Raw genomic sequence first — 24,392 nt, 5'->3', positions numbered from 1 at the left:
GCATGCGCGAAGAGGCGGAAGTCATCGTCGTGGGCGCCGGTCCGTCGGGGCTCTCCGTCGGGGCGTGCTTGCGGTCCCGAGGCATCTCGTTCGAAATTCTAGAGCGATCGGCCGAGGTGGGGTCGTCGTGGCGGAACCATTACGAGCGGCTGCACCTGCACACCATGCAGCGCTTCTCCGCATTGCCCGGCATGCCCTGGCCCGCCGGCACGCCGACCTACCCGTCGCGGGCGCAGATGGTCAGCTATCTCGACGCGTACGCCAGCGCCTTCGATTTGAGCCCGCGGTTCGGCGAGGACGTCCGCTCGGCACGGCGCGTCGACGGCGGGTTCGTCCTTCGCACGTCGGAAAACGAGTTCCACACGCGCGGACTTGTCGTCGCCACGGGGTACAACCGCGTCCCCAACATCCCGACCTGGCCGGGCGAGGCCTCCTTTGGCGGCCCGATCCTGCACAGCTCGCGCTACAAGAACGGCGATCCTTGGCGGGGCAAGCGGGTCCTCGTCGTGGGCGCGGGCAACTCCGGCGCGGAGATCGCGCTCGACCTCTGGGAGCACGGCGCCAAGCCCGCGCTCTCGGTCCGCGGCCCCGTGCACGTCATTCCGCGTGATTTGACGGGCGTCCCCTCGCAGATAAGCTCGCTCTTCTTGTTCTCGCGCCTGCCGCCCAAGGTGGCCGACGCGATCTCGCTCTTCGCCCTCGATCGGATGCTCGGGGACCTCACGCCGTACGGTTTTACGCGGCCGAAGCTTGGACCGATCTCGCAGGTGCTCGTCGAGAAGCGTATTCCGCTCATCGACGTGGGGACGCTGGAGCTCGTCAAGCAAGGGCAGATCGACGTGGTGAAGGACGTGCGCTCCTTCGGCCCCGGCGAGGTGCAATTCGTCGATGGGACGGCGCGCCCCTTCGACGCGGTCGTGCTCGCGACGGGGTATCGGACCGGGATTTCCGACTACTTCGAGGACGCGGAGGGTTGGCTCGACGAACGGGGGTATCCGCGTTATTTCGGCGAGCCGGTGCCGGGGGCGCCGGGGCTCTTTTTCATCGGCTTCCGGAACCCGCTCACGGGCGCGCTCCACGACATCGCGATCGAGGCCCAGCGCGTCGCGGATCACCTCGCGGGGGAGAAACATTGAAATGGCCGAGCTCGATCACTGGCACCCGGTGCTCTTCGCGGACGAGCTAGGCAAAAAGCCCGCGCCCGTCCGCGTCTGTGATCGCGAGCTCGTCCTGTTTCGCGCTTCGGATGGAAAGGCGACGCTCGGTGCGCTCGCCGACGTGTGCCCGCACCGGGGCATGCGCCTCAGCGAGGGGCGCGTGGAGGGCGGCCGGCTGGTTTGTCCTTACCATGGCTGGTCGTTCGCGCCGGACGGCGAAGGCAAATGCCCCGCCACGCCCGCGGCGCGTCCTTCCGCGGACGCCTTCGACGTGGTCGAGCGATACGGCCTCGTCTGGATCAAGCGCCGCGGCGCGCAAGCCGCTTTCCCCACGCTCGACGTGAGCGGGTATCACCTCATTGGCAAGACGCGGCAACGGGCGGAGGCGCCGCTCGAGGTCACGCTCGACAATTTCATCGAGGTCGAGCACACGCCCGAGGTCCACGCGCTGCTCGGGTATCCACGCGAGCGCATGGCGGAGGTCACGTGCGAGGTGACGAGCACGGAAACGAGCGTACGCGTCTACAACGAGGGCCCGCAGAAGGCGCTCCCACGGCCGCTGTATACGCTGCTCCAGATCGAGCCCGGTGATTCCTTCGTCGACGACTGGACCACGTGGTTCTCGCCGGTCTCCACCGTCTACGATCAATACTGGCTCGATCCGGCGACAGGGGAGCGGCGGCCGAATGCCTTGCGGATCGCGATCTTTTTCGTGCCCGTCACGGCCGGGCAGACGGACATTTTCGCGCTCTCGTACGCGCTCGCGGCGCCGTGGGACCGTTATGGCCTCAATGCCTTCGCGTATCTCCTGACGCGCGCCTTCGTGGTGATGGAGCTCCGGCGCGACGTCACGCTCCTCGGCAAACTCGCGGACAAGAGCCCCGAGCTTCGTGGCAAAACGTTGAGCCGCTTCGACAAACCGCTCGGGCTCGCGCGAAAACGTATCGAGACGATCTACCGCAGCCGCGGTTAGACCGCCCGATGCGCGCGCTTCACCTCGTCGGCCGCTTCGAGCGCCGCTTCCATTTCCTGCACGAGCTCGTCGGCGGCTTCCTGCTCCTTCGCGGCCTGCGCCTCCCGCATCGAGGCATCGAGCCGCGCCGAGGTCTTCCGCAGCGCCTCGGCGACCCGCTTTCCTTCCGCCGACGCCGGATCCACGCGCCGCTCGCGTAACGACCGGATCGCCGCGTCCACCGCGGGCGCGAGCGGCGCCGCCAGCACCGGATCGGCGCGCCGGAGCTGCTCCTTCACGCCACGCGCGAGCGAAAGCATCTGCCCCGCGGGCGAGGCGTCCCGCTTCTTTTTCCAAGTCCATGCGGCGAACCCGACCACCGCGGCGATTGCCACGCCCGCGCCTGCCTGCAAATACGGCATCACGCCCGGCGCGACCTCCACCACGGGCGGCGGCGGAAGCACCGCCTCGACGCCTTGGCCGACGAGTGATCCCTTGAACTCCTCCCAGCCCATCAGCCGCTTTTGCAGGGCGATTCGCTTGTTCACCACGAGGCACGGCGCCTCGACGCCCGCCGCCGCGCACGCCTCCGCGCCCGAGCCCGTCGCGACGAGCTCCACTTCGTGCGTGTCGACATTTCGTTTCGTCAGGTGAAACCCGCCCGATTCCACCTCGACGAGCCCCACCGGATCGACCGACGCGCCCCCGGGCGCCTCCTTGGGCCAGGTCGTCGTGGCCGCGTCGAGGATCGAGCCGTCGTGTTTCGACGTATAGAACCCGCGCAGAGTGATGGTTTGTCCCGCCGTGACATCCACGTGCACGGCGGGTTTGTCGAGCGGGACCTTGAGGACGATCGGATCGGGCATGTGCGTCTCAGCCTATCGCAGATGCGAGCGGCTCGCGGTCTCGAGCAGCATGGCGAAGAGGAGCGGATCGCCCATGCCCGTGCTTTGCGCCGCGTGCTCGCGCATGCGGGCGAGGCGATCGGCGTCCTTCAGGAAGAGCGGCTCTTCGAGGGTCTTCGCCGCCTCGCGCAGGATCGTCTCGCGTTCGGTGAGCAGGCTGATCGCGTAATTCTTGTCACCCCCCGCGACGTTCTGGGCCGCGCGCGCCAGCGTCTCACCCGCCGCAAAACCCTGGATCGTGCGGGCCACGGAGCCGTCGATCGTCGCTCCGCTCGCCGCGTCGGAGTCGGCCCACTCGATGTCGATCGGGAACTCCTCGGTCACGTTTTTCTTGGAAATGCGGTCCTTGTACTTGAGCTCGACCAGCGCGAGCTGCGATTTGCCCACGCCAGCGCCCGCGCGGAGCTGGAAGAGCAGCGCGTGGCTGTCGCCCGCGGCGAAGGCGGGAATGAAGAACCGCATGCCGCCCTCGCTGTCGTCCTTGCGGTCCTGCTTGATGTTGTCGCGCTTCGCCGCCTGCTCGTCCGCCGCGACCTCCTGCGCCCGCACGCGCTGCGCCTCGGCCTCGGAGAGGCGGCGCGAGCCGTAGACCTTGAGCAGATCGAAGCCCTTTTTCAGGCGCACGCGGACCTCGACGGCCGTCGCCGCCGGGTCGAGGCGCTTGTCGAGCTCGGTGCCGAGCGCCGGGGCGATCTGCGCCGCGTCGCGCAGGTAGTAATACCCGCCCGCGCCGTCCTCGGCGATCGCGCTCATGAGCGCGCCGTCGTAATCGGCGCCAAGGCCGAAGGTGCTCGTTTGAATGCCCTTCTGGAAGGCGTCGAGCGCGAGCTTCGAGATGCCGCTCGCCGACTTGATCCCGCTGTTCGCGCGGCCGTCGGAGAGCAAGAGGACGACCTTCACCGCATCCTGCGGGATGGTCTTCGTCTCGGCCTGCGCATACCCAAGCTCGAGGCCACTCGAAATGTTGGTGCCGCCGCCCTCCTTGATCTCTGCGATCACCTTCTTGATGGCCTCGCGGCGCGCGCCGACGGGGCCGTCGGGGATTTTCACCTCGGCGTCGGTCGAGAACGTCACGAGGGAAAAGTCGTCGGTCGGGGCGAGTTTGTCGACGAGCGCGCTGGCGGCCTCGCGGGCCTGCTTGATCGATTCACCTTGCATCGAGCCGCTCACGTCGAGGACGAGGTGCACGGAGAGGTGCGGACGCTCGGCGGGTTTGTCGGGGCTCGATTTCAGCGTGAGGCGGAGGTGGAACGGGCTGCCGGACGGCGGGAGCTTTCCGCGCTCGAGGCCGGCCTGGATGCCGAGGGCCTTGCCCTTCGGGACCTCGAAGCCCGTGACGTAACGGGCGCCGACGTCCGAGACGAGCTCGCGCTCGCCCGGCGGGATGATGCCGCGCGCGACCGCGGATTCGAATGCGGCGAGGTGGCCGCCGCCGGGGCGGTATGTCGTGGCAAACCGTCCGTTCGGGTCGATCGTGGGGGCGTCGTTCGCGGAGGGTGGGATGAGCGCCTGGGTCGGGGCCGGTGGCGGGGCGCCGCCGCCGACTTTGGCGGCCTCGCCCGGCCCGCGCGTCGCGTCGTCGCCGCCGCGGATGGCGAACGCCCGGGGCGCCTCGGCGGCGTGGTCGGGGATGCCCATGTAGCCTTGCTCGCCCTTGGCCCGGGTATTCGGCTCCGGCTCTGCGGGCGCCTGCGCGGTCGCTTCCTCGTTGCTCGGGGCCGCCTTCGTGCAGCCGCTGCCGCCGAGGGCGCTCGCCAGGCAGAGGCTTCCGAGGATCATCGAGGTACCGCTCTTCGACATGCGCGACATGGTCATATCCCCTCAGGCTCGAGACGTCGTGTCCGGTGCGGTTCGACGAAGCAGGGCCGCGGATGATCTACGGCGGCGTGGCTGATCTTCGCCGATTTTCGAGCGCATGTGGAGCGGGAACTCACGGCGAAGGCCGTTGTCGAAGCGTCGCCGGGCGTGTCAGCGGGCGCCGAGGCCCATGGCCGTGTCGAAGGCGAAAAGGAAGCTTCCCTGCAGGGCGACGCCCGCGCCGGCGCCGCGGACCCAGTCGTTCTTGCCAAACCCGATCATCAACGCACCGGCCGTCACGTAAAGGACGTCGAGCCCCGCATTCACGAGGAAGATCGTGCGCGCCTTGCTGTCTTCGGCCTGCCAGTAGGAAAGAGGTTTGTCGAGGCCGCGCTGCTTCGCGAGACCGCGGTAGCCGAACCCGGCAATGACGCCGTCGACCGCGCCCCAGGCGACGTTCTGGATGCCGATCGAGCGTGTGTAGTCGTCGCCACCCGTGGCCCAGAGCGCGGCGCCCGTGGCGATGCTGGCGACGGCCCAGCTCGTGAGCACGGTCATCGCGCGCGTCTGCGTTTCGAGGTGCGCCTCGCGCGCGGCGATGGCCGCGGGATCCGGCCCTTTCGGCGCAGGCAGGGGCACGGGCGCGAGCGCGGGGGCGGGCGCCTCCGCGTGCGCGATCGCGGGCGCAAGGAGCAAGGTGAGGGCGTGGATCCCGAGGGCGTGCCGTGGCATCGTGGTTTGGAATGTACCAAGACCAAGCGCTCCCCCGAAGACCCTTCCTCGGCCTCGAGTTACGCGCGCGCCCCGCGGAGGGCGCCTCGGAGGGCCTCGAGGTCGTGCGGGTGGCCGAAGGCGGGGCCGCCGCGCTCGCGGGCGTGCGGGCGGGCGATCGCTTGGTGGCGCTCGGAGATGTGACGGTGTCCGAGCCGCGCGCGCTTGTCGCGCTCGTGCGAGGCCTCGTGCCCGGCGCGCCGCTCCATTTCGAGATCGTGCGCGACGGCGCGCGCGTGACGCTCCCCGGCAAGGCCACGCCGCTGCCGGTCGAGCGTATCGCGGGCGCGGAGGTTCGTCTGGGACACGTGACCGTGCGGGATTCGTGGCGGCAAAGGACGCTCTTTGCGATTCCCACGGCGGGCGGTCCTCCTTTCACGACCGTCCTTTTTCTTTCGGGCCTTGGCACAGCTTCGTGCGAGCTCCCGCAGGACCCGGAGGATCCGATGCGCGCGTTTCTCTCGGGCCTCGCGGACGCGGGCATCGCCACGATGCGCGTCGAGCGGAGCGGCGTGGGCGACAGCGAGGGGCCGCCCTGCCAAACCACGGGGTTCTTCGACGAGGTGGAGGGCTACCGGGCCGCGATCGAATCACTCGCGCAGGACCCGCTCGTGGGGCGGATCGTGATCTTCGGCCATAGCCTCGGGGGCATGATCGCGCCGATCCTCGCAGGCGAGGGAACGCAGACGCGCGGCGTGGTCGTCTTCGGCACGTCCCAGCTCAAATGGGTCGATTGCATGGTGCGGGCGACGCGGCGGCAGCGCATCCTCGCCGGGATGGAAGGGGAGGAGCTCGAGAAGTATGTCGCCGCGTGGAGCGAGATGCATGCGAGCGTTTGTCGGGAAGGCATGTTCCCGCGGGACGTCTTCGCGAAGCGCCCCGAGCTCGCGTGGCTCGAAGGGACGTCGTGCCACGGCGAGACGATGTTCGGCCGTCACGTCTCGTTGTTCCAGGAGATCGAGCGCCTCGATCTGCCCGCGTTGTGGAGGACGACGAACGTGCCCGTGCTCGTGCTGCACGGGAGTTACGATTATGCTGCGGCGCCGGACGAGGGGCGCATGATCGCGGACGAGATCGCGGCTGCGTCGCCGGGGCGGTCGCACTTCGTGCTCCTCGACAAGGTGGGGCACGACATGCGCCGGCACGAGAGTTACGCGCAGAGCTTCAAGAACCCCCGCGCCGGCGTGTGGGACGATGGGCTCCTCCGCGCGATGCTCGAATGGCTCTCCCACGAGGGGCTCGGGCCCGCTGCCTGATCAGCGAAGATCCTCGTCGACGAGCGCCCACGAGGCGCGATCGAACGGCAGCCCCTCGGCCGGCGCGACCCGCACGACGCGCTCACGTTTGCCGAGGCGCTGCATGTCGAGGGCGCGGTGATGGCAATATGGGTTGTTTCCCGGTTTGCCGAAGAGGGCCGTGGCCATCCAGGTGCACCCGCCGCGACAAACCTCACCGTAATAACACGTGCGGCAATATCCCCAGCGCTCCTCCTCCGTGCGATCCCGCATGTGGCGGAGGGCGGACGAGCGCTCCCAGATGTCGCGCAGGGAAGCCTGCCGCACGTTGCCACCGACCCAGGACTCCGTGGGCAGCGAGGGGCAGCCCTTGACGTCGCCGTTCGACTCGATGCCCAGCGTGGAGCGGCCGGCGCTGCACGAATCGGCATGTTTTTCGGTGGTGTAGCTGCGCAAGAGGTGCTCGAAGGGCCCGTAATAGCCGATGTTGTTGCCGGCGAGCATCTTGACACGCGCGGCGTCGGCGCGGGCCTTGAGCGAGGCGAGGAGCGGGAAGAGCTCCAGGAGATCGTACGGCTGCAAAAGGACGTCCGGCTCGTCGGCGGCGCGGCCGACCGGGACCGTGAGCTGCACTTGCCAGCCGTGCGCGGAGACGTCGAGGATCACATCGAAGATATGCGGCAGCTCGCAGAGGTTCAGGCGGTTCACCTGCGTATTGACGGCGACCGGGATCCCTGCCTCACGGCAATTGCGGAGCGCCTGCACGGCCGCCGCGTACGAGCCCGACAGCCCGCGCAACCGATCGTGCGTGGGCTCGGTGCCGTCGATGGAGACCGCGACGCTCTGCACGCCGGCCTCCTTGGCCAAACGCGCGCGCTCCGGGGTCATGCCGCGGCCGCCCGTGACGAGCGTGCTTTGCATGCCCGCACGGCGTATTTCCAGGACAACCTCGGTCCAGCCCTCGTGCAGGTACACTTCGCCGCCGATGAGCGCGACCTCGCGCACGCCGAGCGCCGCCATCTGCCGGACGAGCGACGTGGCCTCCGCGGTCGTGAGCTCGTCCGGACGCGCCGTGCCCGCGCGCGATCCGCAATGGCGGCAGGCGAGGTCACAGGCGAGCGTCAGCTCCCAGACCGCGTAAATGGGGCGACATTCGAGATCGATATCACGGACCTTGCGCGCGAGCGGGAGATGCTTGCCCCGCGCTTCACTCGCCATTTGCCCGGCGCGTGGCAAGAGCGGTAGGCCTCGGGGCCGTGTCGCTTGCATGACGTCGCGGCGTTTCTCGGGATCGAGCGGATCGTTCGGGCGATCTTCCACGGTCAAACGCGCAGGATGTCGCAGGCCTCGTCCGGGAAGACGCAGCCATACGGCGGACAGACGTTGTTCACGCACGGGCCGCCGCCGGGGTGGCGATCCCGGCTCTCGTCGATTGCTTTCTGGCGCTCCCTTTCGAGCTCCTCTTCGGTCTGGACGTCGTTCGGGCCGCGCGCGGGCTGGTTGTTACATCCCGCGACGGCCACGGTCGCAGCGATCGCGGCGCCGACGAGGTAACGCTGGGCGCGCGAGAGCTCCGGCGCGAGGGCGGGCGCAGGCGCGCCCGGCTCGGCGGAAATGGCGAGGCCGCAGAAGGGGCACGAGGTTTCGCGGGGGAAGACGTGCCGCTTGCAAGACGGGCAGAGGACCATCGAGGGCATGGCGAGGGCTCCTCGTGAAAGGACAACGCAGCGGGCGGTCCTTGTCAATCGGAAGCGATCGGCAACCTGCGCCGCGGCGCGTCGCCGGTCGTCAGGCTCGCCGTTTCCGCCCCGAGCGGCTCCTCGACGAGCTCAAAGAGGCCGAAGTCGTAGGGCATTTGCGGCGCGTCTTTCCGCTTCTCGATGCGCTCGCGTACGCCGCGTTTTTCGAGCTCCTTCACCCGGTGATAACAGAAGGGATTGTTTCCGCGCCGACCGAGCGTGCAATGGGTGGTCCACGAGCAGCCTGCGCGGCAATACGGGGCGAAATAACAGGTCCGGCAGAATCCCCAGAGCTCGTCCTCCGTCCGCTCGCGGGCAAATCGTAGGGCTTCCCCGTGCTCCCAGATGGCGTCGAGCGAGAGCGCGCGCACGTTGCCGCCCGCGTAAGGCGCCGTGGGCAGCGAAGGGCAGCCCTTTACCGTTCCGTCGGATTCGATGCCGATGCCGGAAATTCCGGCACGGCAGCCGCTCCAGTAAGCCTCCTGGCCGCCCGGTCGCGAGCGGAGCAGGGCCTCGTGCGGGCCGTAATAACCGAGGTTGTTGCCCGCCACGACGTCGAAGATCCATCCCTTGCCCTGGGCCTCGATCGCCGCCTCGCGCTGGATGGCCGCGAGCGTGTCGATGATCGGAACCACGTGCCACGGCTCGACGATCCATTCGGGCCGATCCGCCGCGCGTCCCATCGGCACCGTGAGCTGCACCTGCCACGCGAGCGCGCCCCGGGCGCGAATCTCTGCGGCGATCTCGCGCAGGACGCCCATGTTCAGCCGATTGATCTGCGTATTCGCGGTGAGAAGGAGCCCCGAGGCGGCGCCGGCGTCGAGCGCGCGCATCGCGGCGGCGTGGCTGCCTCGATTGCCGCGGAGCTCGTCGTGAATCGGGGCCGTCCCGTCGACGGAGACGCCGAGCACCGTGAGGCCGGCGTCGCGTAGCTTTCGCGCCCGCTCGACTGTCATCGCGCGGCCGCCCGTCTGCATGACGACGCGCAGCCCATGCCCGGCGAGGCGCCCGACGACCGCGTGGATGTCCTCGCGCAGATACGCCTCGCCGCCAATGAGCACGACCTCGCGGCAGCCGAGGCGAGCGAGGCTGTCGGCGACGTCGAGGACCTCGGTCGTGGAGAGCTCGGCATTCCGGGCGTGGCCGGCGCGGGACCCGCAATGCTGGCAGGGCTGATCGCATTTCATCGTCAGCTCCCAGACGGCGAAGAGCGGGATGGGCGCGTCGCCGTCCTCGGGCCTGCGCGCGCGGGGGGCGGGGGTCGTCTCGGGGATCGCAGGCTCGGCCATGGGCGTCGAGCTTAACCGTTTCGTGCTTTCGTGTCGCGGGGCGCGAGAGCGCTTGACGAGGCTGCCGGGTCGTTGCGACCATCACGACATGCCTCCCAGCCTCGTCCTCTGCTCGGCCTGTGGGTGTCATGCGCGATCGACCGAGAGCGAGTGCCCTCATTGCGGCGCTCGCCTGCGCGGCGAGGGCGGCACGCCGCTCCGCAGCGCGGCGGCGCTTCTACTCGGGCTGACCCTCGCGGCGGCGGCGGCCGAGGGCTGCGTGATGACCGCGGCCTATGGCGGTCCGCCGATTGACGGATCGGGCGGGGGAGGGAAGGGAGGCGAGGGCGGCGCGGGAGGCGAGAGCGGCGCGGGAGGCGCGGGCGGCGGTCAGGACGCGGGGACGGATTGAAGCAAGGAGGCTCCGACCATGTCCCCTGCGACCCGACCGTGTACGATGTGCCGGGCCTTGAATTCGCTCAAGGACGTTCATTGCGTGTCGTGTAACTGGTTTCTCGGATACACGGAGGAGAACCGCCCGCCCCCTCCTGAATCTTGGCCGGAGCCGCCTTCGGTCCCTCCTCCGTGGGATCCATCGAGCGGCGCGCCGCCGCCGGTCCCGGGGTATGGCGCGCCGCCGCTGCCGGCCAACGCGCCTGCGCCGTCGGAGTACCGATTCGGCCCGCCGGGGCCCCCCGCGTTTGTCCGGCCGCCCGACTGGATTCCCCGGGACGACGAGGGCGAAGAGAAGTAAGCTCAATCGCCTGCGCACACACCCGCGCTGCACACCTGGCCGCTCGGGCAATCGCAATCCACCTGGCAGGGGAGCTGCGGCGCGGGCGGCGCCTCGCAAGAGCCGCCGACGCAGCTCTGGCCCGTCGGGCATTCGCACGACGCCGCGCAGGCGACCTTGCACGCGCCGTCGATGCAGGACGAGCCGCTCGGACAATCACAATCGGCCACGCATTCGACCGCCTCCCAGCCACCTTCGCCGCCGGCGCCATTGCCGCCGGTGCTGGACCCGCCGGCGCCATTGCCGCCGGTGCTGTACCCGCCGGCGCCGACGCCGACGCTGCCGTAGCCGCCGGCCCCGTCGTTGCCGGAAGGGGTGGGCAGCGGTGCGCCCGGACAATCGTAGGCGCCGAGATCCACGCACCCCGCCTCGATCACGCAGAGGCAGCCCGTCTCCACCAGATACGGCGTCGACGCGTGCTTGGCATTGCAGCCATCGATGCACGCGACGTGCGCGCTCCCGTCGATGGCCCCGCATCCGGCGAGGTGATCACACATGTCGAAGCAGATCCCGGCCGGCCCGTACTCGCCCGATCCGTCGGACCAGTCATCGTCCCACGAGCCGTTCCCGTGCTCGATGTAGCACCCGCCCGTCACCGTCACCATGGACAGAAACAACCCGAAAGCCCAAGCATGGGCCGCGCGACGCGTCATCATTCGTCACCTCGAACGGTGGTAAGTTTGTCCCGACGAAGGCTCGCCACCCGCGCGCCTTCCGTCGATTCGCCCCTCGGTGCCCCATCCCCCGCCGTTCGTTCAAACCTTTTTCCGTTTGTACGAGACAGCACCAAATGAAGAACCCCCCGGAACGTCCTCCCGGACCGGTTCGCCCCGGGGGCACGAAATCGACGTTGGGCCTTGAACGAAGCGCATCTTTCCGGGCACGAAGGGGGGCGATGAGGGCCCTCGATCTGCTTGCGCCTCTCTTCTTCTCGCGCCCCACGGCCAGCGCCGCCCGGGCCGAGGAAGAGCTCGTGGAGCGGCTGCGTCGCGGTGAAAGCTCCGCGATCGCCGAGGTGTACGACGAGCACTACGCCACCGTGCGCGCCTTCGCCCGCCGCCTGACCGGCGACGACGCGGCCGCCGAGGATCTCGTCCACGACGTGTTCGTCAGCCTGCCCAGCGCGGCGCAGCGGTTCCGCGGCGAGTCGTCGCTCAAGACGTTCCTCGTGTCGATCGCCGTGAACCACGCTCGCCATCACCTGCGCTCGGCTGCGCGGCGTCGCGCGGTCCTCGAGAGGCTCGGCCGCGAGCCCTTGCCGGACACGCCGAACCCGGAGCGGGACGTGAGCCGCGCCGCGCTGGCCCGCGCGCTCGACCGCGCCCTCGATCAGCTTCCCGTACCGCAACGTGTGGCGTTCGTGCTCTGCGAGGTCGAGGATCGCAGCGCGCGCGAGGCCGCCGAGATCATGGGCGTGCCCGAGGCCACGGCGCGCACGCGCGTGTTCCACGCGAAGCAGAAGCTCAGGGCCCTGCTCGAAGAGGAGGAGAGCCGATGAACGACGACGTGCTCCGCGCCGCGACCCGCGCGCTCCGCGACGATGCCGACGCATCGAAGGGCCGCGAAGCCGAGACGCGCGCCCGCGTGCTCGCCACGCTGAAGGCGCGTCGCGCGCGCAAGCTCGCGGCGATCCGCGTGATGGTCCCGCTCGCCGCCGTGCTCGTGGGCTCGGTCGCGTGGGCCGAGGCGACACACCGATTGCCGGACGTCTGGTACGAGCTCAAGCACGATCTCGGGTTCGGAAGAGATGAAGAAGAGGCGCCCGCGGAGGCGATGCCGAATGCGCCGGCGGCGGTGCCTGTCGCGAAAAACGTGAAGGGAGCGGCCCCGGCGGAGGTGCCCGCGGAGAAGGCGGCCGAGCCCGAGGTTCCGCCGCCGAGCGAGCCCCAGGTTGCGTCCGTCGATACCGTTGGTGCTCAAATTGTTTCGGCTCCAAAGATTGCCGCAGCAGAGCCTCCGAAGTCGAGCGAGAAGGCTGCCGACGTTGCTGAAGCACCTGCCGCCGCCGCGCCTGCGCCTCGGGTCGACACGGACGACGCATTGTACCGCGCAGCCCACCAGGCCCATTTCGTCACGCGGGATCCGGGCGCCGCGCTGGCCGCGTGGGACGCCTATTTGCGGGCGGCGCCGCGGGGTCGTTTCGCGCCCGAGGCGCATTACAACCGCGCGCTTTGCCTCGTGCGGCTCGGACGAACGGCCGAGGCGGAGCGGACGCTCGAGCTCTTCGCCTCGGGCTCGTTCGGTGGTTATCGCAAGGCCGAGGCAAAAGCACTGCTCGACGCGATGCGCGGCCCCACGCCGTGATTCCTTTCGAATCGTGCGCGCTGAAAGAACGAATGGGCAGCCTCCGGGCACGAAGTCCGCGATGAACCGAAACGACGCCGCCACGAGGGCCTCGCGCGCCATTCTCCTCGCGCTCCGCGTCTCCTTGCTCGCCGCGGGCCCGCTCGCCATTTCCACGTATGCCGGCGCGGCGCACGCCGAGGAGCCGGCGGGCAGCGCCGTCGTCCTCGTCGTCGAGGGGTTGCCCTGGGACGTGGATCCGGAAGCGGTGCGCGCGGCGATCGGTCGCGAGATTGGCAAGCCGGTTGTCCTTTCGGGCGCGGCGCCCGCGGGGAAGGCTTCCTTCGTTCTGCGCGGCGAGGGCGGGCGGCGCGTGACGCTGACGTATCGCGCAGGCGGCGAGGGAGCGAGCGTCGGTCGCACGATCGATCTTCCGGACGACCCCGATCGCACGGCGGAGACGTTGGCCTTGCTCGCTGGAAACCTGGCGCGCGACGAGGCCGCCGAGCTCGCGGCGTTGCTCGGCAAACGGCCCGAGGACAACCCCGCAGCCGCTCCGAGTGAAGCGGAAGCGCCGAGGGAGGCGCCGAGCGACGCGCCCGTCGAGCCTCCGCCCGTTGCAGAAACAAATGAGCCTCCGGCGCAGGAACCACCTGCAAAGGCGGCTCCGCCAGAAAACCCCCACGCGCCTCGAAAGGCTGCGCCTGCACCGGTTTCCGCGCCCGCAGCCGGGCCCCCCGCCACGCCCACACGGACGCCCTCGCTCGAAGAGCTCGCGCCTTGCTGGCGTCATGACGCCACACAGTTCTTTGCCGGCGCCAACGTGCTTCCGCGGGTCGGCATGTCGACGAGCCGGGGGTCGAACGTCGTGCACAACGTCTCGGCGAACTTCCTCGCCGGGTATGCCACGGGCCTCGATGGCCTCGAAGTCGGCTTGGGATTGAACATCGAGCGCGAATTCGCCTGCGGCGTGCAGCTCACCGCCGTCGCGAACATCGTGGCCGGCCCCGTGCGCGGTGTGCAAGCCGCAAGCGGATTCAATTTCGCATCCTCGCTCCGCGGCGTACAGCTCGGCGCCATCGATATCGCCGCGGGGCCGGTCTTCGGCATGCAGATGGGCGCCCTCGGCATCGCGGGCGACGTGGTCGGCGCGCAGATCGGCGCGTTGAACATCGCGGGGGGAGCCGTATCGGGCGTGCAGATGGGCGCCGTCAATGTGGCCGCGGGCCCCGTGAAGGGCGTGCAGCTCGGGCTCGTCAACTACGCGGACCGCTCCACGTTGTCGTTTGGCCTGCTCAACATCATCCGCCGCGGCCGCCTGCACATCGATCTCTGGGGGCAGGAGACGGGCATCGTGATGGCCGGCATCGAGCACGGCGGCGATTACATGCACAACATCTACGGCATCGGCACGCGCCTCGTGGGCACGGAGCGGCGCCTCGCGCTCACCTTGGGCCTCGGCGGGCACGTGCAGATCTCGAAGCGGTTTTCCGTCGACCTCGACCTCCTCGGGTATTCGCTCCACGAAACGCCGAGCCTCGCGCCCACCGCGTACCTCGCGCAGGTGCGCGCGGTCGCCGCCCTGGAAATCGGCGCGCGGCTCGGCGTCTTCGCGGGCCCGAGTTATACCGTCGTGAATGCGCGTTCGGTGGAAGACGCCCTGCTCGCGCCTTACGACAGTTCCGGGCTCAACCCGACGAACGCGAACCCCATTCTCGGCTGGCCCGGCCTCACGATTGGCCTGCGGATGTTTTAAGCGCGCGCCGCGACCGAGGACAAGACACGCTCGAGCTCGGTCGGATCGATCGGCTTCGTCATGTGCAGATCGAAGCCCGCTTCCCGCGCCCGGCGGCGATCCTCCGCGTGACCGTACCCGGTCTGCGCGATGAGATAGGCCCTCGCCGTCGCCGGATCGGCCCGCAGCGCCCGCGCCAGCGCATAGCCGTCCATTCCCGGCAAACCGAGGTCACAGAGCACCACGTCCGGCGCGAGCCTGCGCCCCACGTCGAGCCCCGAAGGCCCGGTATATGCAACCTCGGCGCGATACCCGAGGAGGACGAGCAATTCCTTGAGGATGTCCGCGGTGTCGCGGTTGTCCTCGACCACGAGCACCCGCAAAGTCTCTTCCCGCGAAGGAGAGACGGGCCGGGCGGGCTCCGGTTGTCCGATGGAACGCGTCGGCGCGGACGAGAGCGGCAGCCGCACGCGGAAGGTCGAGCCGCATCCCGGACCCTCGCTGTGGGCTTCGACGGAGCCGCCGTGCAGCGTGATCAGGCTCCGCACGAGCGAGAGCCCGAGCCCGAGGCCGCCGCGCTTTCGATCGAGGCTGCTGTCGGCCTGGCTGAAGGTCTCGAAGACGCGCGGGATCATCGAGGGCTCCATGCCGATCCCCGAATCCTGCACCACGATCGTCGCGCTGTTCGTCGCTGGATCCGTCACGAGGCAAGCGAGCACCTGTCCGCCCGCGTCCGTGAATTTGAGCGCATTGTGCAGGAGGTTGCCGATGACCTGCGCCAGGCGCGTGTGATCCCCGAGGGTCCAGACGGGTTCGTCCGGCAGCGAGACCAGAAGCTCGATGCCATTGCCCCGGAACGCAGGCCCATAATCGTCGGCCACCTGGCGGACGATCCGCGCGAGGTTGCACGGCTCCTTGCGCAGCTCGATCTTGCCGCGGGCGACACGCGACACGTCGAGCAGGTCGTCGATCATCCGGGCCATGTGCGTCACCTGGCGCTGGATCATCTCGCGCGTGCGGACCACGTCCGGGGCGGTGCCGCCCGTGATGTCGAGAACCTGAATGGCCGTACGAATGGGGGCGAGGGGATTGCGCAATTCGTGGGCGAGCATCACGAGGAACTCGTCCTTGCGGCGGTCGGCCTCTCGGAGCGCCTGCTCGCTCTCGCGTAGAGCCTGTTCGGCGCGCTTTCTTTCCGTGACCTCCTGCACGACCACGTTGATGCCGAGGAGCGTGGAGGCCTCGCCGTGCACGGGGTGGACGCTGACCAGCCAATGCCGATCCCCCTCGGGCCGCTCATGACGGAGCTCGCAATTCGTGACCGCCTGCCCCGTGTCGAGGACCCGCTGGCATAACTCCTTGAACGGCGTGGCTTCGGGGATGAACTCGCCGAGCGTGCGGCCGAGATGCTCGGAGACGGACCGGCCGGTGATGCGCGCGAGCGTCTCGTTGACGTGCACGTACCGGAGCTCCCGGTCGAGAAAGCAGAGGCCCACCGGGGCGGTGGAATAGACGTTTTGGAGGAGCGTGAGGTGGCGCTGTGCCGTCTGTTCGCTCGCCTGCAGGCTATGGACCAGGCGATTGCGTTCGAGCACCGCCGCAATTTGATCGCTGAGGAGCTGCATGAGCTGGAGCTCGTCGGCGTGGAGGCGTGGTCGCTTGGTGCTGGCGAACGCCAGGGTGCCGAGCAAGCGGCCGTGCGACATCAGTGGATATCCTGCATATGCCTGGACGCCCGACTTTTTCAATTCCGTGCCGATGCAGAGGTTCGATTGCTGGAGATCGAAGGCGATGAGGGGTTTCCGGGTCGCGGCGACGGTCCCGCACATGTACTGGCCGAACGTGATCTGCCGGTATCGGAGCTTGTCCTCGGCCGAGAACCCCGAGGCCGATTCGAGGACGAGGGTGCCCGGCACTTCGCCGACCATGTAATTGAAGTAAAGCTCGACGCCGAGGTCGTTCGCCAGCTCCTCGAAGAGCGACCCGAGCACCTCCGACGGCTCGTCGCAAAGGACCAGCCGACTCGCCGCTTTCGCCAGGATACGCAGATGCGTGTGCTCGGCCCGCGCGTGCTCGGGCGTCTCGGCTGCGAGGGCGAATTTCCGGTGAGACGACAATTGAACCGATCAGGCGGCGCCGAGGATTCCACCTCGGTACGGTCCCGTTCCCTGTGCCGTCGAGTGTACTGCGAGGCAGGCGCTGCGCCACGTCGACGCTCCCGGAGGCCGAGGCGGACCGGAGCGTATTGCCGTCATGCAGGAGATTCGCGATTTCGCTGGTTTTCGGCTTTCAGATGTCCTTGCAGCAGCGGAAACCGAGGTGGTAATTCGCGTGGCTGTTCTCGCTCGCGAGGCGCGTTTCGTGCCAGCTCGGTGCGCGCCAGCGGCAATCGTCCTCGTGGGCCTCGATCGTCGAGAAGACGAACCAGCTCCCCTTCATTTCCGTGAAGCCGAGCCCGCCGCTCGCGGCGAGCTCCGCGGGCAGCGTGGGCAGGTTCATGTGCTCGGCGGCATTGCCGTGCATGTCGAAGACGCCGAGCGGGCTCCGGCAAGCCGGGAAGGCGCCGGCGGGATAGGTGTTCGAGCCGCACTGGTCGTAGCCGCCGCCCGGACAACCGGGGGTGCGGCTGCTCGATGTGCCGCAGAGGGCGTGGTTCTTCGCGGCGCCGTAGGCCCAGACCTTTTCGCGTTTGTAGTTGTGGTACCAGGTCGCCTCGGCGCGCGGGCGCGCCCATTCGTACTCGGCTTCCGGCGCGCGGACCGCGCCCGCGCAGGCGCCCTCCCATTCGTGCGTGTCGCAGATGCGCTTGCCGATCGCGCGGCAGAGCAGAGCCGCCTCGCTCGCGCGCACGTGCACGACCGGGTATTCGCAGGGCAGGTTCGGGAATTCGAGCTGGTCGATGCAGGTCCGCGCGTCGGCCTCGGTTTGGCTGGACGAAGGATCGTAGAGCGGCACCATGGAAGGAGCGCCGCAGGCGGGCACGTTCGCCTCCGTGACCCCGGCCTCGAGGCGGACACGCCGGCACTCCGAGCGCGACATCGGGTGGCGCGAGATCGCAGGGTTGCCCTGGCCGAGCACGGGCGAGGCGTCGAAGACGGCGCGGACCGCGTCTATCTGCGTTTGCGACAAACCAAGGCCGGCGCGCATCTGATCGAGCAGGCGCGCGCGCTGCGCGTCGAGCGTTTCGGGCTCCTGGTCGAGATCGTCCGGGGCGAGCGCGCGGGGCGGCGGAGGCTCGGGGACGAGCGATGCGAGCCGTCGCGCTTCGAGGCGCCGCTGCGGAGGAAGGGTGACCGAGAGGACGAGCGTCGCGGCGGTCCCGACCGCGAGGATCACGAGCGCTGTCTCGGCCAGGGCGCGCCGTCCGGGGCGCGTCGCCTTCGGCACCTCGACGAGCGTCGAGGCGAGCGGCGGCACGGAGTCGGGGCGGGGAGGATCGAGGGACGTCACGATCGCGCGCTCATTGTGTCCACGCCTCCCCGGCGTGGCCAAGAGAGCGGCGACCTAGCCGCACGCGCGGACCGGGTTGCGCAAGGTCCCCACGCCGTCGACCTCGACCTCGACGACGTCGCCCGCGGCGATGGGACCCACGCCATGCGGCGTCCCGGTCGCGATCAGGTCCCCGGGTTCGAGCGTCATGACGCCGCTGATGTACGCGATGAGCTGCGCGATCGAGAAGATCATGTCGCGCGTATTCCCGTCCTGCCGGATCTCCCCGTTCACGCGGCAACGCACGGCGAGCGCGCTCGGATCGATCCCGGTGACGAGGAGCGGGCCCGTGGGGCAGAAGGTGTCGAACCCCTTCGCGCGCGTCCATTGGCCGTCCTTCTTCTGCAGATCACGCGCCGTGACGTCGTCGACGCACGTGTAGCCGAAGACGAAGTCGAGCGCGCGCTCCTCCGAGACGCGACGGCAACGCGCGCCGATCACCACGCCGAGCTCGGCCTCGTGATCGACGCGACTGCTCTCCTCGGGCAGCTCGATCCCATCGCCCGCGGCGACGATCGACGAGGGCGGCTTGAAGAAGAGGAGGGGCTCGGCCGGGACGTCGTTGCCGAGCTCGGCGGCGTGCGCGCGGTAGTTCCGACCCACGCACACGATCTTGGTGGGCGTGACAGGCGCGAGCAGGCGCGCGCCGGCGAACGGCACGTCCTCCCCGGTCTCGGAAGGTCGCTCCCAGGGCGCGCCCGTGAGCAAGCGGAGCCTATCCCCGTCGAGGCGCGCGAAAGCCGCGCGCCCCTCGCCTCGATCGATGCGTGCAAACGTGGTCATCGTGCCTGCGCGGAGCGTAGCATGACAGGTGATGTCGCCCTTCCGGATCACCACGGCGTTCCTCTTCGCGTTCGGCGTGATGCTCGCGGCGTCCACGCCCGTCCGAGCCGAGCCCGTTCGTCGTGTCGTGGTCGATCGGATCGTCGCCGTCGTGGATCGCGAGGTGATCACGCTCGTCGAGGTACGCCGCCGGGCCGAGCCGTTCCTCCGCACGCTCGCCTCGCTCGACGAGGCGGCTCGGACCGTGGCCGAGGTCCGCATGTATCGCGATCTCGTGGATCGCATCGTCGAGGAGCGGCTGATCGCGCGGCGCGCGCGGATGGCCTCGATTACGGTGACGGCGAGCGAGATCGATACCGCGATCGACTCGATTGCGCAGACGAACAAGCTCTCGCGGGAAGCCTTGCTCGCCGAGGCCCGTACGACCGGCCTCTCCGAGGCCGACTACCGGGACGAGATCTACAGGCAGATCCTCTCGTTCAAGTGCTTGCGCGTGTACCTCGCGGGGAAGAAGAAGGGGTTCGCGGAGCTGAACGACGCGCAGATGCAGGAGGCGTCACGCGCGATGATCGAGGAGAGCAAGCGCGACGTGCACATCGAGGTGCGGCTGTGAGCACGCGCGCCGGCCTGGTCCTCGCGGTGATCGTCGCCCTGAGCACGTCGGCATGCGGGAGCGCGGGGCAGGGGGCGCGCGCGACGACGCCGGCCAAGGATGCGAGCCCGAAGAACGAACCTCCTCGCGCGCAGGATCCCGTGCTCGTTTGCGCAGACACGCGCGAGAGCGTACCCGCCGATCAGATCGCTCGCATCGAGATCCAGGGCGCTCGCGTGCCTCCGGAGCTCTGCGCGCGCGTGAAGCACGGGATCGGCAGGTCCTTGGACGAGCAACGTGTCGACGACGATGTCCGCGCGCTCTACGCGGATGGCCGGATCGAGGACATCATCGTCCACCGCGAAGAGGGCCCCCGCACGGTGCTCGTCTACGCGGTGCGGATGCGGCCTCCGCTTGTCAGCTTCGAGATCCAGGGCGCGGATCCCTCGGGCGCCTTGCCTGCGGGCGTGGTCCTCGAACGACCCGAGGTCGCCGATCCCGGGATCATCCACACGATGACGTCCGATGCGACCCGCCAGTTGCAGGACGCCGGCTACCCGCACGCCAAGGTCGACTTCGAGATGACGCCGCGCGATGGCGGCGTGGCCCTCGTCATCCGCGCCACGCCCGGACCCCGCGCGATCGTACGCGCCGTGCGCTTCGAAGGACCTTCGTCCGATCGCGCGCGCGAGCTCTCCGCCGCGATGCGAACGACCGTGGGAAACCCGCTCGATCGCCCGACGCTCGAGCGCGACGTGCTCGTGATCCAGGCCGATGGCTACGACAAGGGCCGGATCACGACGACCGTCGCGGCGCCCGAGATCATCGAGTCGGAGGGCGGCGCCGCCGTGGAGATCGTCCTCCGCGTGACCGAGGGCCCCATCTTTCGGATCCGTAAGGTCACCTTCGAGGGAGATCTCATCGGCCCGGTGAAGACCTACGAGCGCGACTTCTGGACCCTCAAGCCCGGCGCGATCTTCTCGCGCACGATCGCCGCGGCGGACATCGAGCGCATCCGCGCCTTCCACGAAGCCCGCGGCAGCGTCGTCGATGTGAACCCCTCGGTCGAGCTCGACGCCGCGCGTGAGACGGTCGACGTGAAGGTACGCATCGAACAGCGGCGTTAGCTTTCGCTCGGCGGGGCTTCGCTACCATGCGCGGCCATGCGCAAGCTCCACGCTTCACTCGCTTTCCTCTCCATCTTCTTCTTCGCCGCCGCCGCGAACGCAGCCGACATCGAGGCGGACCCGGCGAACTACCGCGACCTCCTCGACACGTTGAAGCCCGGCGACACGCTCGTTCTCGCCTCGGGCACGTACACGCAGGGGCTGCCGATCACGAACCTGAACGGCACCGAGGCCGCGTGGATCACGGTCCGCGGCCCGGCCTCCGGCGCGCCTGCGATTTTCGAAGGCAACGCCTGCTGCAACACCGTCGAGCTCGTGAATTCCTCGTACATCGCCGTCGAGAACATCACCGTCGACGGCAAGGGCATCGCCGCCGTGTTCGGCGTCAGCGCCAAGAACGGCACGAACAACGTCGTGCACCACGTGCGCATCGAGGGCTGCACCTTCGTCGGCCAGAACGGTTCGCAGCAGACCGTGGCCATCTCCACGAAGACCCCGACCTACGGCTGGATCGTGCGCCGCAACGTCATCGACGGCGCCGGCACGGGCATGTACTTCGGCAACTCGAGCCACGCCGATCCCTTCGTGGGCGCGATCATCGAGTACAACCTCGTCAAGCGCACGATCGGCTACGGCATGCAGATCAAGAACCAGGATGCCTGGCCTGTGCACGCTGCGCTTCCGAACGTCGACGCGCCGCGCACGATCATCCGGCACAACGTCTTCCTCAAGGATGACCAGCCGAGCCCGGACGGCCCGCGGCCGAACCTGCTCGTCGGCGGCCCGCCCCCGAGCGGACCTGGCGCCGGCGCACGCACGGAGGTCTACGGGAACGTCTTCGTGCACAACATGAGCGAGTCGCTCGTGCAGGCGACCGGCCGCGTCTCCGTGCACGACAACCTCTTCGTCGACGTCGCCGACACGGCCCTCCAACTCACGCAGCACGAGGGCTTCCCGCTCCTCTACGCCCGCGTCTACGACAACACTTTCTACGCCGCGAAGCGCGCCGTCGTCTTCGGCAGCGAGGCGACCGACGGAGATCTCGTCGCGGGGAACCTCGTGTTCGCGGACGAAGCCGTCTCCGGACCGAGCACGGGCACGGGGTCGAACCTCGTCGACGTCGCGGCGAACGCGGGAAGCTACGTGCAGAAGCCGTCGACTGCCCTCGGCGACATGGACTTCTACCCGCTGCCCGGCAAGGCCGAGACGAGCCCGCTCGATACGACCGAGCTCGTCGACGATCCCGAGCATGCGTGTGACTTCAACGGCAGCCCCCGCAAGGACTTCGCGTTCCGCGGCGCGTACGCGGGCGCAGGCACGAACCCCGGATGGAAGCCGGCCGAGACCATCAAGCCGGCGGTCGTCTGCGGAGGCGGAAGCGGAGGCGCGGGCGGGAGCGGAGGCGGAAGCGCGAGCGGGAGCGGGAGCGGAGGCGGAGGCGGGAGCGCAGGCGCAGGTGCAGGCGCGAGCGGAGATGCGGGAGACACCGGGGGCTGCGGATGCCGTTGGGGCACGAACGATCCGGCGGGGCCTCTGGCATCCGCGCTGGTCGGCCTCCTCTTGATCCTCGGCCGCCGTCGTCGCGCCTCGGCCTGATCACCCGTCACATCGCGACGACCTCCACGGACACGTCCCGCTCCTTTCCTTCGCGAACCACGGAGAGCTTCACCTGGCGACCCGGCCCGACGTGATCGAACGCGTCGAGCAACTCCTCGTTCGTTCGCACGCGCTTGCCGTCGATCGCCACGATCACGTCGCCGAGCACCACGCGCTTGCCGCGTGTCACGCGCACGCCCTCGAGCCCGGCCTTCTCCGCGGGCGAGCCCTCGACCACGTCATAGATGACGACGCCCTCGATCCCGGAACGCCGCGCCGCGCGATCCAAGGTCGGGCTCACCTGCACGCCGATCCCGGCGACCGAAGCGCGACCCTTCTCGATGAGCTGGGGGATGAGCCGGGCGACCGTGTCGACCGGGATCGCGAAGCCGATGCCCGACGATGCGCCGCTCGGGCTGTAGATCGCGGTGTTCACGCCGATGAGGCGGCCGCTCGAGTCGAGCAGCGGGCCGCCGGAGTTGCCGGGGTTGATGGCTGCGTCCGTCTGGATGACGTCGCGGATCTTCCGACCGATCGGCGAGGTGAGCTCGCGGCCGAGCGCGCTGACGACGCCGACGGTGAGCGAGTGATCGAGGCCGAAGGGGTTGCCGACGGCGAGGACGCGCTGGCCGACGAGTAGATCGCGTGACTTGCCGACGGGCAGGGGAACGAGCTTCTGCTTGGGCGCTTCGATCTGGAGAACGGCGAGGTCTTTTTCGGGCGCCGTGCCGACGACCTTCGCGTCCCACTCCGACTGATCGGCGAGCGTCACGGCGAAGCGGTCGCCCTGCTGGATCACGTGGAAGTTTGTGACGACGTGCCCGGCGTCGTCCCACAGGAAGCCCGAGCCGGTGCCCTGCGGGATTTGCATGACGTCGAAGGAGAAGAGGTTGCGCTGGACCGCGATGCTCGTGATGAACACGACGGACGAGGAAGCGCGGCGGAAGACATCGATGTCGCGGCGCTCGTCGCTGGTGAGCTCCTCGGGGATGGGCAGTTGTGGAGGCGCGGGCTCGGCGGGCGGCGCGAGCTCATGAGGAGGGGGCGGGCTCTGGCGCGAGCGCCCGACGAAGAAACCCAGGCCGAAGACAAAGGCGACGAGGAGCAGAATTCCGAGGGCTTTGGATGCGGTTTTCATGCGGCTTTCGCGGAAGCGATCGAGGTGAGCGAGAGGCCGAGATCCTGGCTCTCGGGGGTGTGCCGGGCAACCGAGCAGCAGAGATCGAAAGGCCTCCGGACGATTTCCTTGACAGGCCCGAGGGGGGGAGTATGTTCCGCCTCCCCGACGCGCCCGGGACGACGGATCCAGGGCAAGACGGGGCAGGCCCCCCGGGCCAAGCGTCCCAGCAGCTTCCTCAGTAGAGAGAGCGGCGGGACGAAAAAAAGAAACGGGGTGCTTGACAGGCGGAACGGAGTGAGTAAAGTCCGCCTCCCCGACGCGCTGAAGGGCAAACCCTGAAGGCGTTGGATCGCGAGGGAAACGCGAGCCGAAAGGCGAGCGAGACCAAAGCGAGAGGGGTTGCCGAAGCAAAGCTGGATGGAAGATCCAGCGGAGCGGAAGCAAAAAAAGGTTGACAGGGCGAACGAGACGCTCTAAAACAACCGACCTCGCCGCAAGGAACGGCGCCGCGAAAGCGGCCCGGACGGACGGCGAGACGACAGAACGAAGGAATGGCAGGAGTATCTGCCGAAAGCCTTCGGCTCGGTCCTTGAAAACTGGATTGTACGCAACACGCAATAACGTGTGGTGACGTGGCCCTCGCCTCAGGCCGTGCGCAAGCACGGTCGAGGCAACACGTCATGCCAATAAGGCATGAGTCGTCACCCGGTCTTTAGTCGGACCGAGGTGACCTCCAGCAAGTTTAACTGGAGAGTTTGATCCTGGCTCAGAACGAACGTTAGCGGCGCGCCTAACACATGCAAGTCGTGCGAGAAAGGGCTTCGGCCCCGGTAAAGCGGCGCACGGGTGAGTAGCACGTAGGTAACCTACCCTCTGGTGGTGGATAACCTTCCGAAAGGAGGGCTAATACAGCATAAGACCACGGCCTCGCAAGAGGCAGGGGTAAAAGCGGGCCTCTGCATGCAAGCTCGCACCAGGGGATGGGCCTGCGGCCCATCAGCTAGTTGGTGAGGTAATGGCTCACCAAGGCAAAGACGGGTAGCTGGTCTG

The 24,392-nt window shown here is 68.9% G+C and carries 22 protein-coding genes and 1 rRNA gene; 12 read left to right on the top strand and 11 right to left on the bottom strand.

All coding sequences use genetic code 11. From position 1 onward, the window contains the following. Positions 1-2: 2 nt before the first annotated feature. Positions 3-1,136: a flavin-containing monooxygenase gene (locus KEG57_RS52100; RefSeq protein ID WP_272428266.1), complete on the top strand. Its 1,134-nt coding sequence runs from the start codon at positions 3-5 to the stop codon at positions 1,134-1,136. A 1-nt stretch (position 1,137) separates the two neighbouring features. After that, positions 1,138-2,130, top strand: a complete 993-nt coding sequence (locus tag KEG57_RS52095; RefSeq protein ID WP_272428267.1) for a Rieske 2Fe-2S domain-containing protein — start codon at positions 1,138-1,140, stop codon at positions 2,128-2,130. Here KEG57_RS52095 and KEG57_RS52090 read toward each other — a convergent pair. From KEG57_RS52090 to KEG57_RS52080, 3 genes are all read right to left on the bottom strand, one after another. Then, entirely contained in the window at positions 2,127-2,975 is an 849-nt protein-coding gene (locus tag KEG57_RS52090) for a hypothetical protein (RefSeq protein WP_272428268.1), read from the bottom strand. The two genes, KEG57_RS52095 and KEG57_RS52090, sit on opposite strands and share 4 nt — an antisense overlap. 12 nt (positions 2,976-2,987) lie before the next feature. After that, positions 2,988-4,823 (bottom strand): vWA domain-containing protein, encoded by a 1,836-nt coding sequence (locus tag KEG57_RS52085; protein WP_272459980.1) that lies wholly within the window; start codon positions 4,821-4,823, stop codon positions 2,988-2,990. A 159-nt stretch (positions 4,824-4,982) separates the two neighbouring features. Beyond that, complete coding sequence (locus KEG57_RS52080) at positions 4,983-5,543, bottom strand: DUF6992 family protein (protein ID WP_272428270.1); 561 nt, start codon at positions 5,541-5,543, stop codon at positions 4,983-4,985. Between the two features lie 11 nt (positions 5,544-5,554). Here KEG57_RS52080 and KEG57_RS52075 point away from each other — a divergent pair, with 11 nt between their 5' ends. Further along, positions 5,555-6,838, top strand: a complete 1,284-nt coding sequence (locus KEG57_RS52075; RefSeq protein WP_272428271.1) for an alpha/beta hydrolase family protein — start codon at positions 5,555-5,557, stop codon at positions 6,836-6,838. Here the strand turns inward: KEG57_RS52075 and KEG57_RS52070 are convergent, their stop codons facing one another. The 3 genes from KEG57_RS52070 to KEG57_RS52060 are packed head-to-tail and all read right to left on the bottom strand — an operon-like array spanning position 6,839 to position 9,845. Further along, positions 6,839-8,137, bottom strand: coding sequence for a radical SAM/SPASM domain-containing protein (locus tag KEG57_RS52070; RefSeq protein WP_272428272.1), 1,299 nt, complete (start codon positions 8,135-8,137; stop codon positions 6,839-6,841). Positions 8,138-8,139: 2 nt separating this feature from the next. Continuing rightward, the gene (locus tag KEG57_RS52065) at positions 8,140-8,514 is read right to left on the bottom strand and encodes a hypothetical protein (RefSeq protein WP_272428273.1); all 375 of its coding nucleotides are present in this window, start codon (positions 8,512-8,514) and stop codon (positions 8,140-8,142) included. Between the two features lie 44 nt (positions 8,515-8,558). Further along, positions 8,559-9,845 (bottom strand): radical SAM/SPASM domain-containing protein, encoded by a 1,287-nt coding sequence (locus KEG57_RS52060; protein WP_272428274.1) that lies wholly within the window; start codon positions 9,843-9,845, stop codon positions 8,559-8,561. A gap of 88 nt (positions 9,846-9,933) precedes the next feature. On the opposite strand from KEG57_RS52060, the gene KEG57_RS52055 reads away from it, so the two are divergent. After that, positions 9,934-10,236: a hypothetical protein gene (locus KEG57_RS52055; RefSeq protein ID WP_272428275.1), complete on the top strand. Its 303-nt coding sequence runs from the start codon at positions 9,934-9,936 to the stop codon at positions 10,234-10,236. Positions 10,237-10,293: 57 nt separating this feature from the next. Further along, positions 10,294-10,578 (top strand): hypothetical protein, encoded by a 285-nt coding sequence (locus KEG57_RS52050; RefSeq protein WP_272459979.1) that lies wholly within the window; start codon positions 10,294-10,296, stop codon positions 10,576-10,578. A 2-nt stretch (positions 10,579-10,580) separates the two neighbouring features. Here KEG57_RS52050 and KEG57_RS52045 read toward each other — a convergent pair whose 3' ends face one another. Next, positions 10,581-11,273, bottom strand: coding sequence for a hypothetical protein (locus tag KEG57_RS52045; RefSeq protein ID WP_272428277.1), 693 nt, complete (start codon positions 11,271-11,273; stop codon positions 10,581-10,583). 239 nt (positions 11,274-11,512) lie between these two features. On the opposite strand from KEG57_RS52045, the gene KEG57_RS52040 reads away from it, so the two are divergent. The 3 genes from KEG57_RS52040 to KEG57_RS52030 all read left to right on the top strand — a co-directional run bounded on the left by KEG57_RS52040 (position 11,513) and on the right by KEG57_RS52030 (position 14,656). Next, positions 11,513-12,115: an RNA polymerase sigma factor gene (locus KEG57_RS52040; protein WP_272428278.1), complete on the top strand. Its 603-nt coding sequence runs from the start codon at positions 11,513-11,515 to the stop codon at positions 12,113-12,115. Then, the gene (locus tag KEG57_RS52035) at positions 12,112-12,921 is read left to right on the top strand and encodes a tetratricopeptide repeat protein (protein WP_272428279.1); all 810 of its coding nucleotides are present in this window, start codon (positions 12,112-12,114) and stop codon (positions 12,919-12,921) included. Before KEG57_RS52040 ends, KEG57_RS52035 begins: the two co-directional genes overlap by 4 nt. Positions 12,922-12,982: 61 nt before the next feature. Continuing rightward, the gene (locus tag KEG57_RS52030; RefSeq protein WP_272428280.1) at positions 12,983-14,656 is read left to right on the top strand and encodes a hypothetical protein; all 1,674 of its coding nucleotides are present in this window, start codon (positions 12,983-12,985) and stop codon (positions 14,654-14,656) included. Here KEG57_RS52030 and KEG57_RS52025 read toward each other — a convergent pair. From KEG57_RS52025 to KEG57_RS52015, 3 genes are all read right to left on the bottom strand, one after another. Further along, positions 14,653-16,752: an ATP-binding protein gene (locus tag KEG57_RS52025; protein ID WP_272428281.1), complete on the bottom strand. Its 2,100-nt coding sequence runs from the start codon at positions 16,750-16,752 to the stop codon at positions 14,653-14,655. The genes KEG57_RS52030 and KEG57_RS52025 overlap by 4 nt on opposite strands. A gap of 172 nt (positions 16,753-16,924) precedes the next feature. Further along, a complete protein-coding gene (locus tag KEG57_RS56010) occupies positions 16,925-18,085 on the bottom strand; it encodes an SUMF1/EgtB/PvdO family nonheme iron enzyme (RefSeq protein WP_272428282.1) in 1,161 nt (386 codons plus the stop codon). 54 nt (positions 18,086-18,139) lie between these two features. After that, the gene (locus KEG57_RS52015) at positions 18,140-18,961 is read right to left on the bottom strand and encodes a fumarylacetoacetate hydrolase family protein (RefSeq protein WP_308215674.1); all 822 of its coding nucleotides are present in this window, start codon (positions 18,959-18,961) and stop codon (positions 18,140-18,142) included. Between KEG57_RS52015 and KEG57_RS52010 the strand changes: the two genes are divergently transcribed. Genes KEG57_RS52010 through KEG57_RS52000 form a run of 3 tightly spaced genes read left to right on the top strand, consistent with a single transcriptional unit; the run spans position 18,939 to position 22,222 of the window. Next, on the top strand, positions 18,939-19,520 hold the full coding sequence (locus tag KEG57_RS52010) for a SurA N-terminal domain-containing protein (protein ID WP_272428283.1): 582 nt from the start codon (positions 18,939-18,941) through the stop codon (positions 19,518-19,520). The two genes, KEG57_RS52015 and KEG57_RS52010, sit on opposite strands and share 23 nt — an antisense overlap. Beyond that, positions 19,517-20,626, top strand: coding sequence for a POTRA domain-containing protein (locus KEG57_RS52005; RefSeq protein WP_272428284.1), 1,110 nt, complete (start codon positions 19,517-19,519; stop codon positions 20,624-20,626). Before KEG57_RS52010 ends, KEG57_RS52005 begins: the two co-directional genes overlap by 4 nt. 36 nt (positions 20,627-20,662) lie before the next feature. Next, positions 20,663-22,222 carry a polysaccharide lyase domain-containing protein gene (locus KEG57_RS52000; protein ID WP_272428285.1) on the top strand — a complete coding sequence of 520 codons (1,560 nt, stop codon included), beginning with the start codon at positions 20,663-20,665 and terminating at the stop codon, positions 22,220-22,222. A 7-nt stretch (positions 22,223-22,229) separates the two neighbouring features. Here the strand turns inward: KEG57_RS52000 and KEG57_RS51995 are convergent, their stop codons facing one another. Then, the gene (locus KEG57_RS51995) at positions 22,230-23,360 is read right to left on the bottom strand and encodes a S1C family serine protease (RefSeq protein ID WP_272428286.1); all 1,131 of its coding nucleotides are present in this window, start codon (positions 23,358-23,360) and stop codon (positions 22,230-22,232) included. A gap of 725 nt (positions 23,361-24,085) precedes the next feature. Here KEG57_RS51995 and KEG57_RS51990 point away from each other — a divergent pair. After that, positions 24,086-24,392, top strand: a 16S ribosomal RNA gene (locus tag KEG57_RS51990); the annotation flags it as partial.

The sequence above is a fragment of the Polyangium jinanense genome (assembly GCF_028435365.1).
The sequence above is the reverse complement of the archived record's forward strand: the minus strand, read 5'-3'. Positions and strand labels throughout refer to the sequence as shown.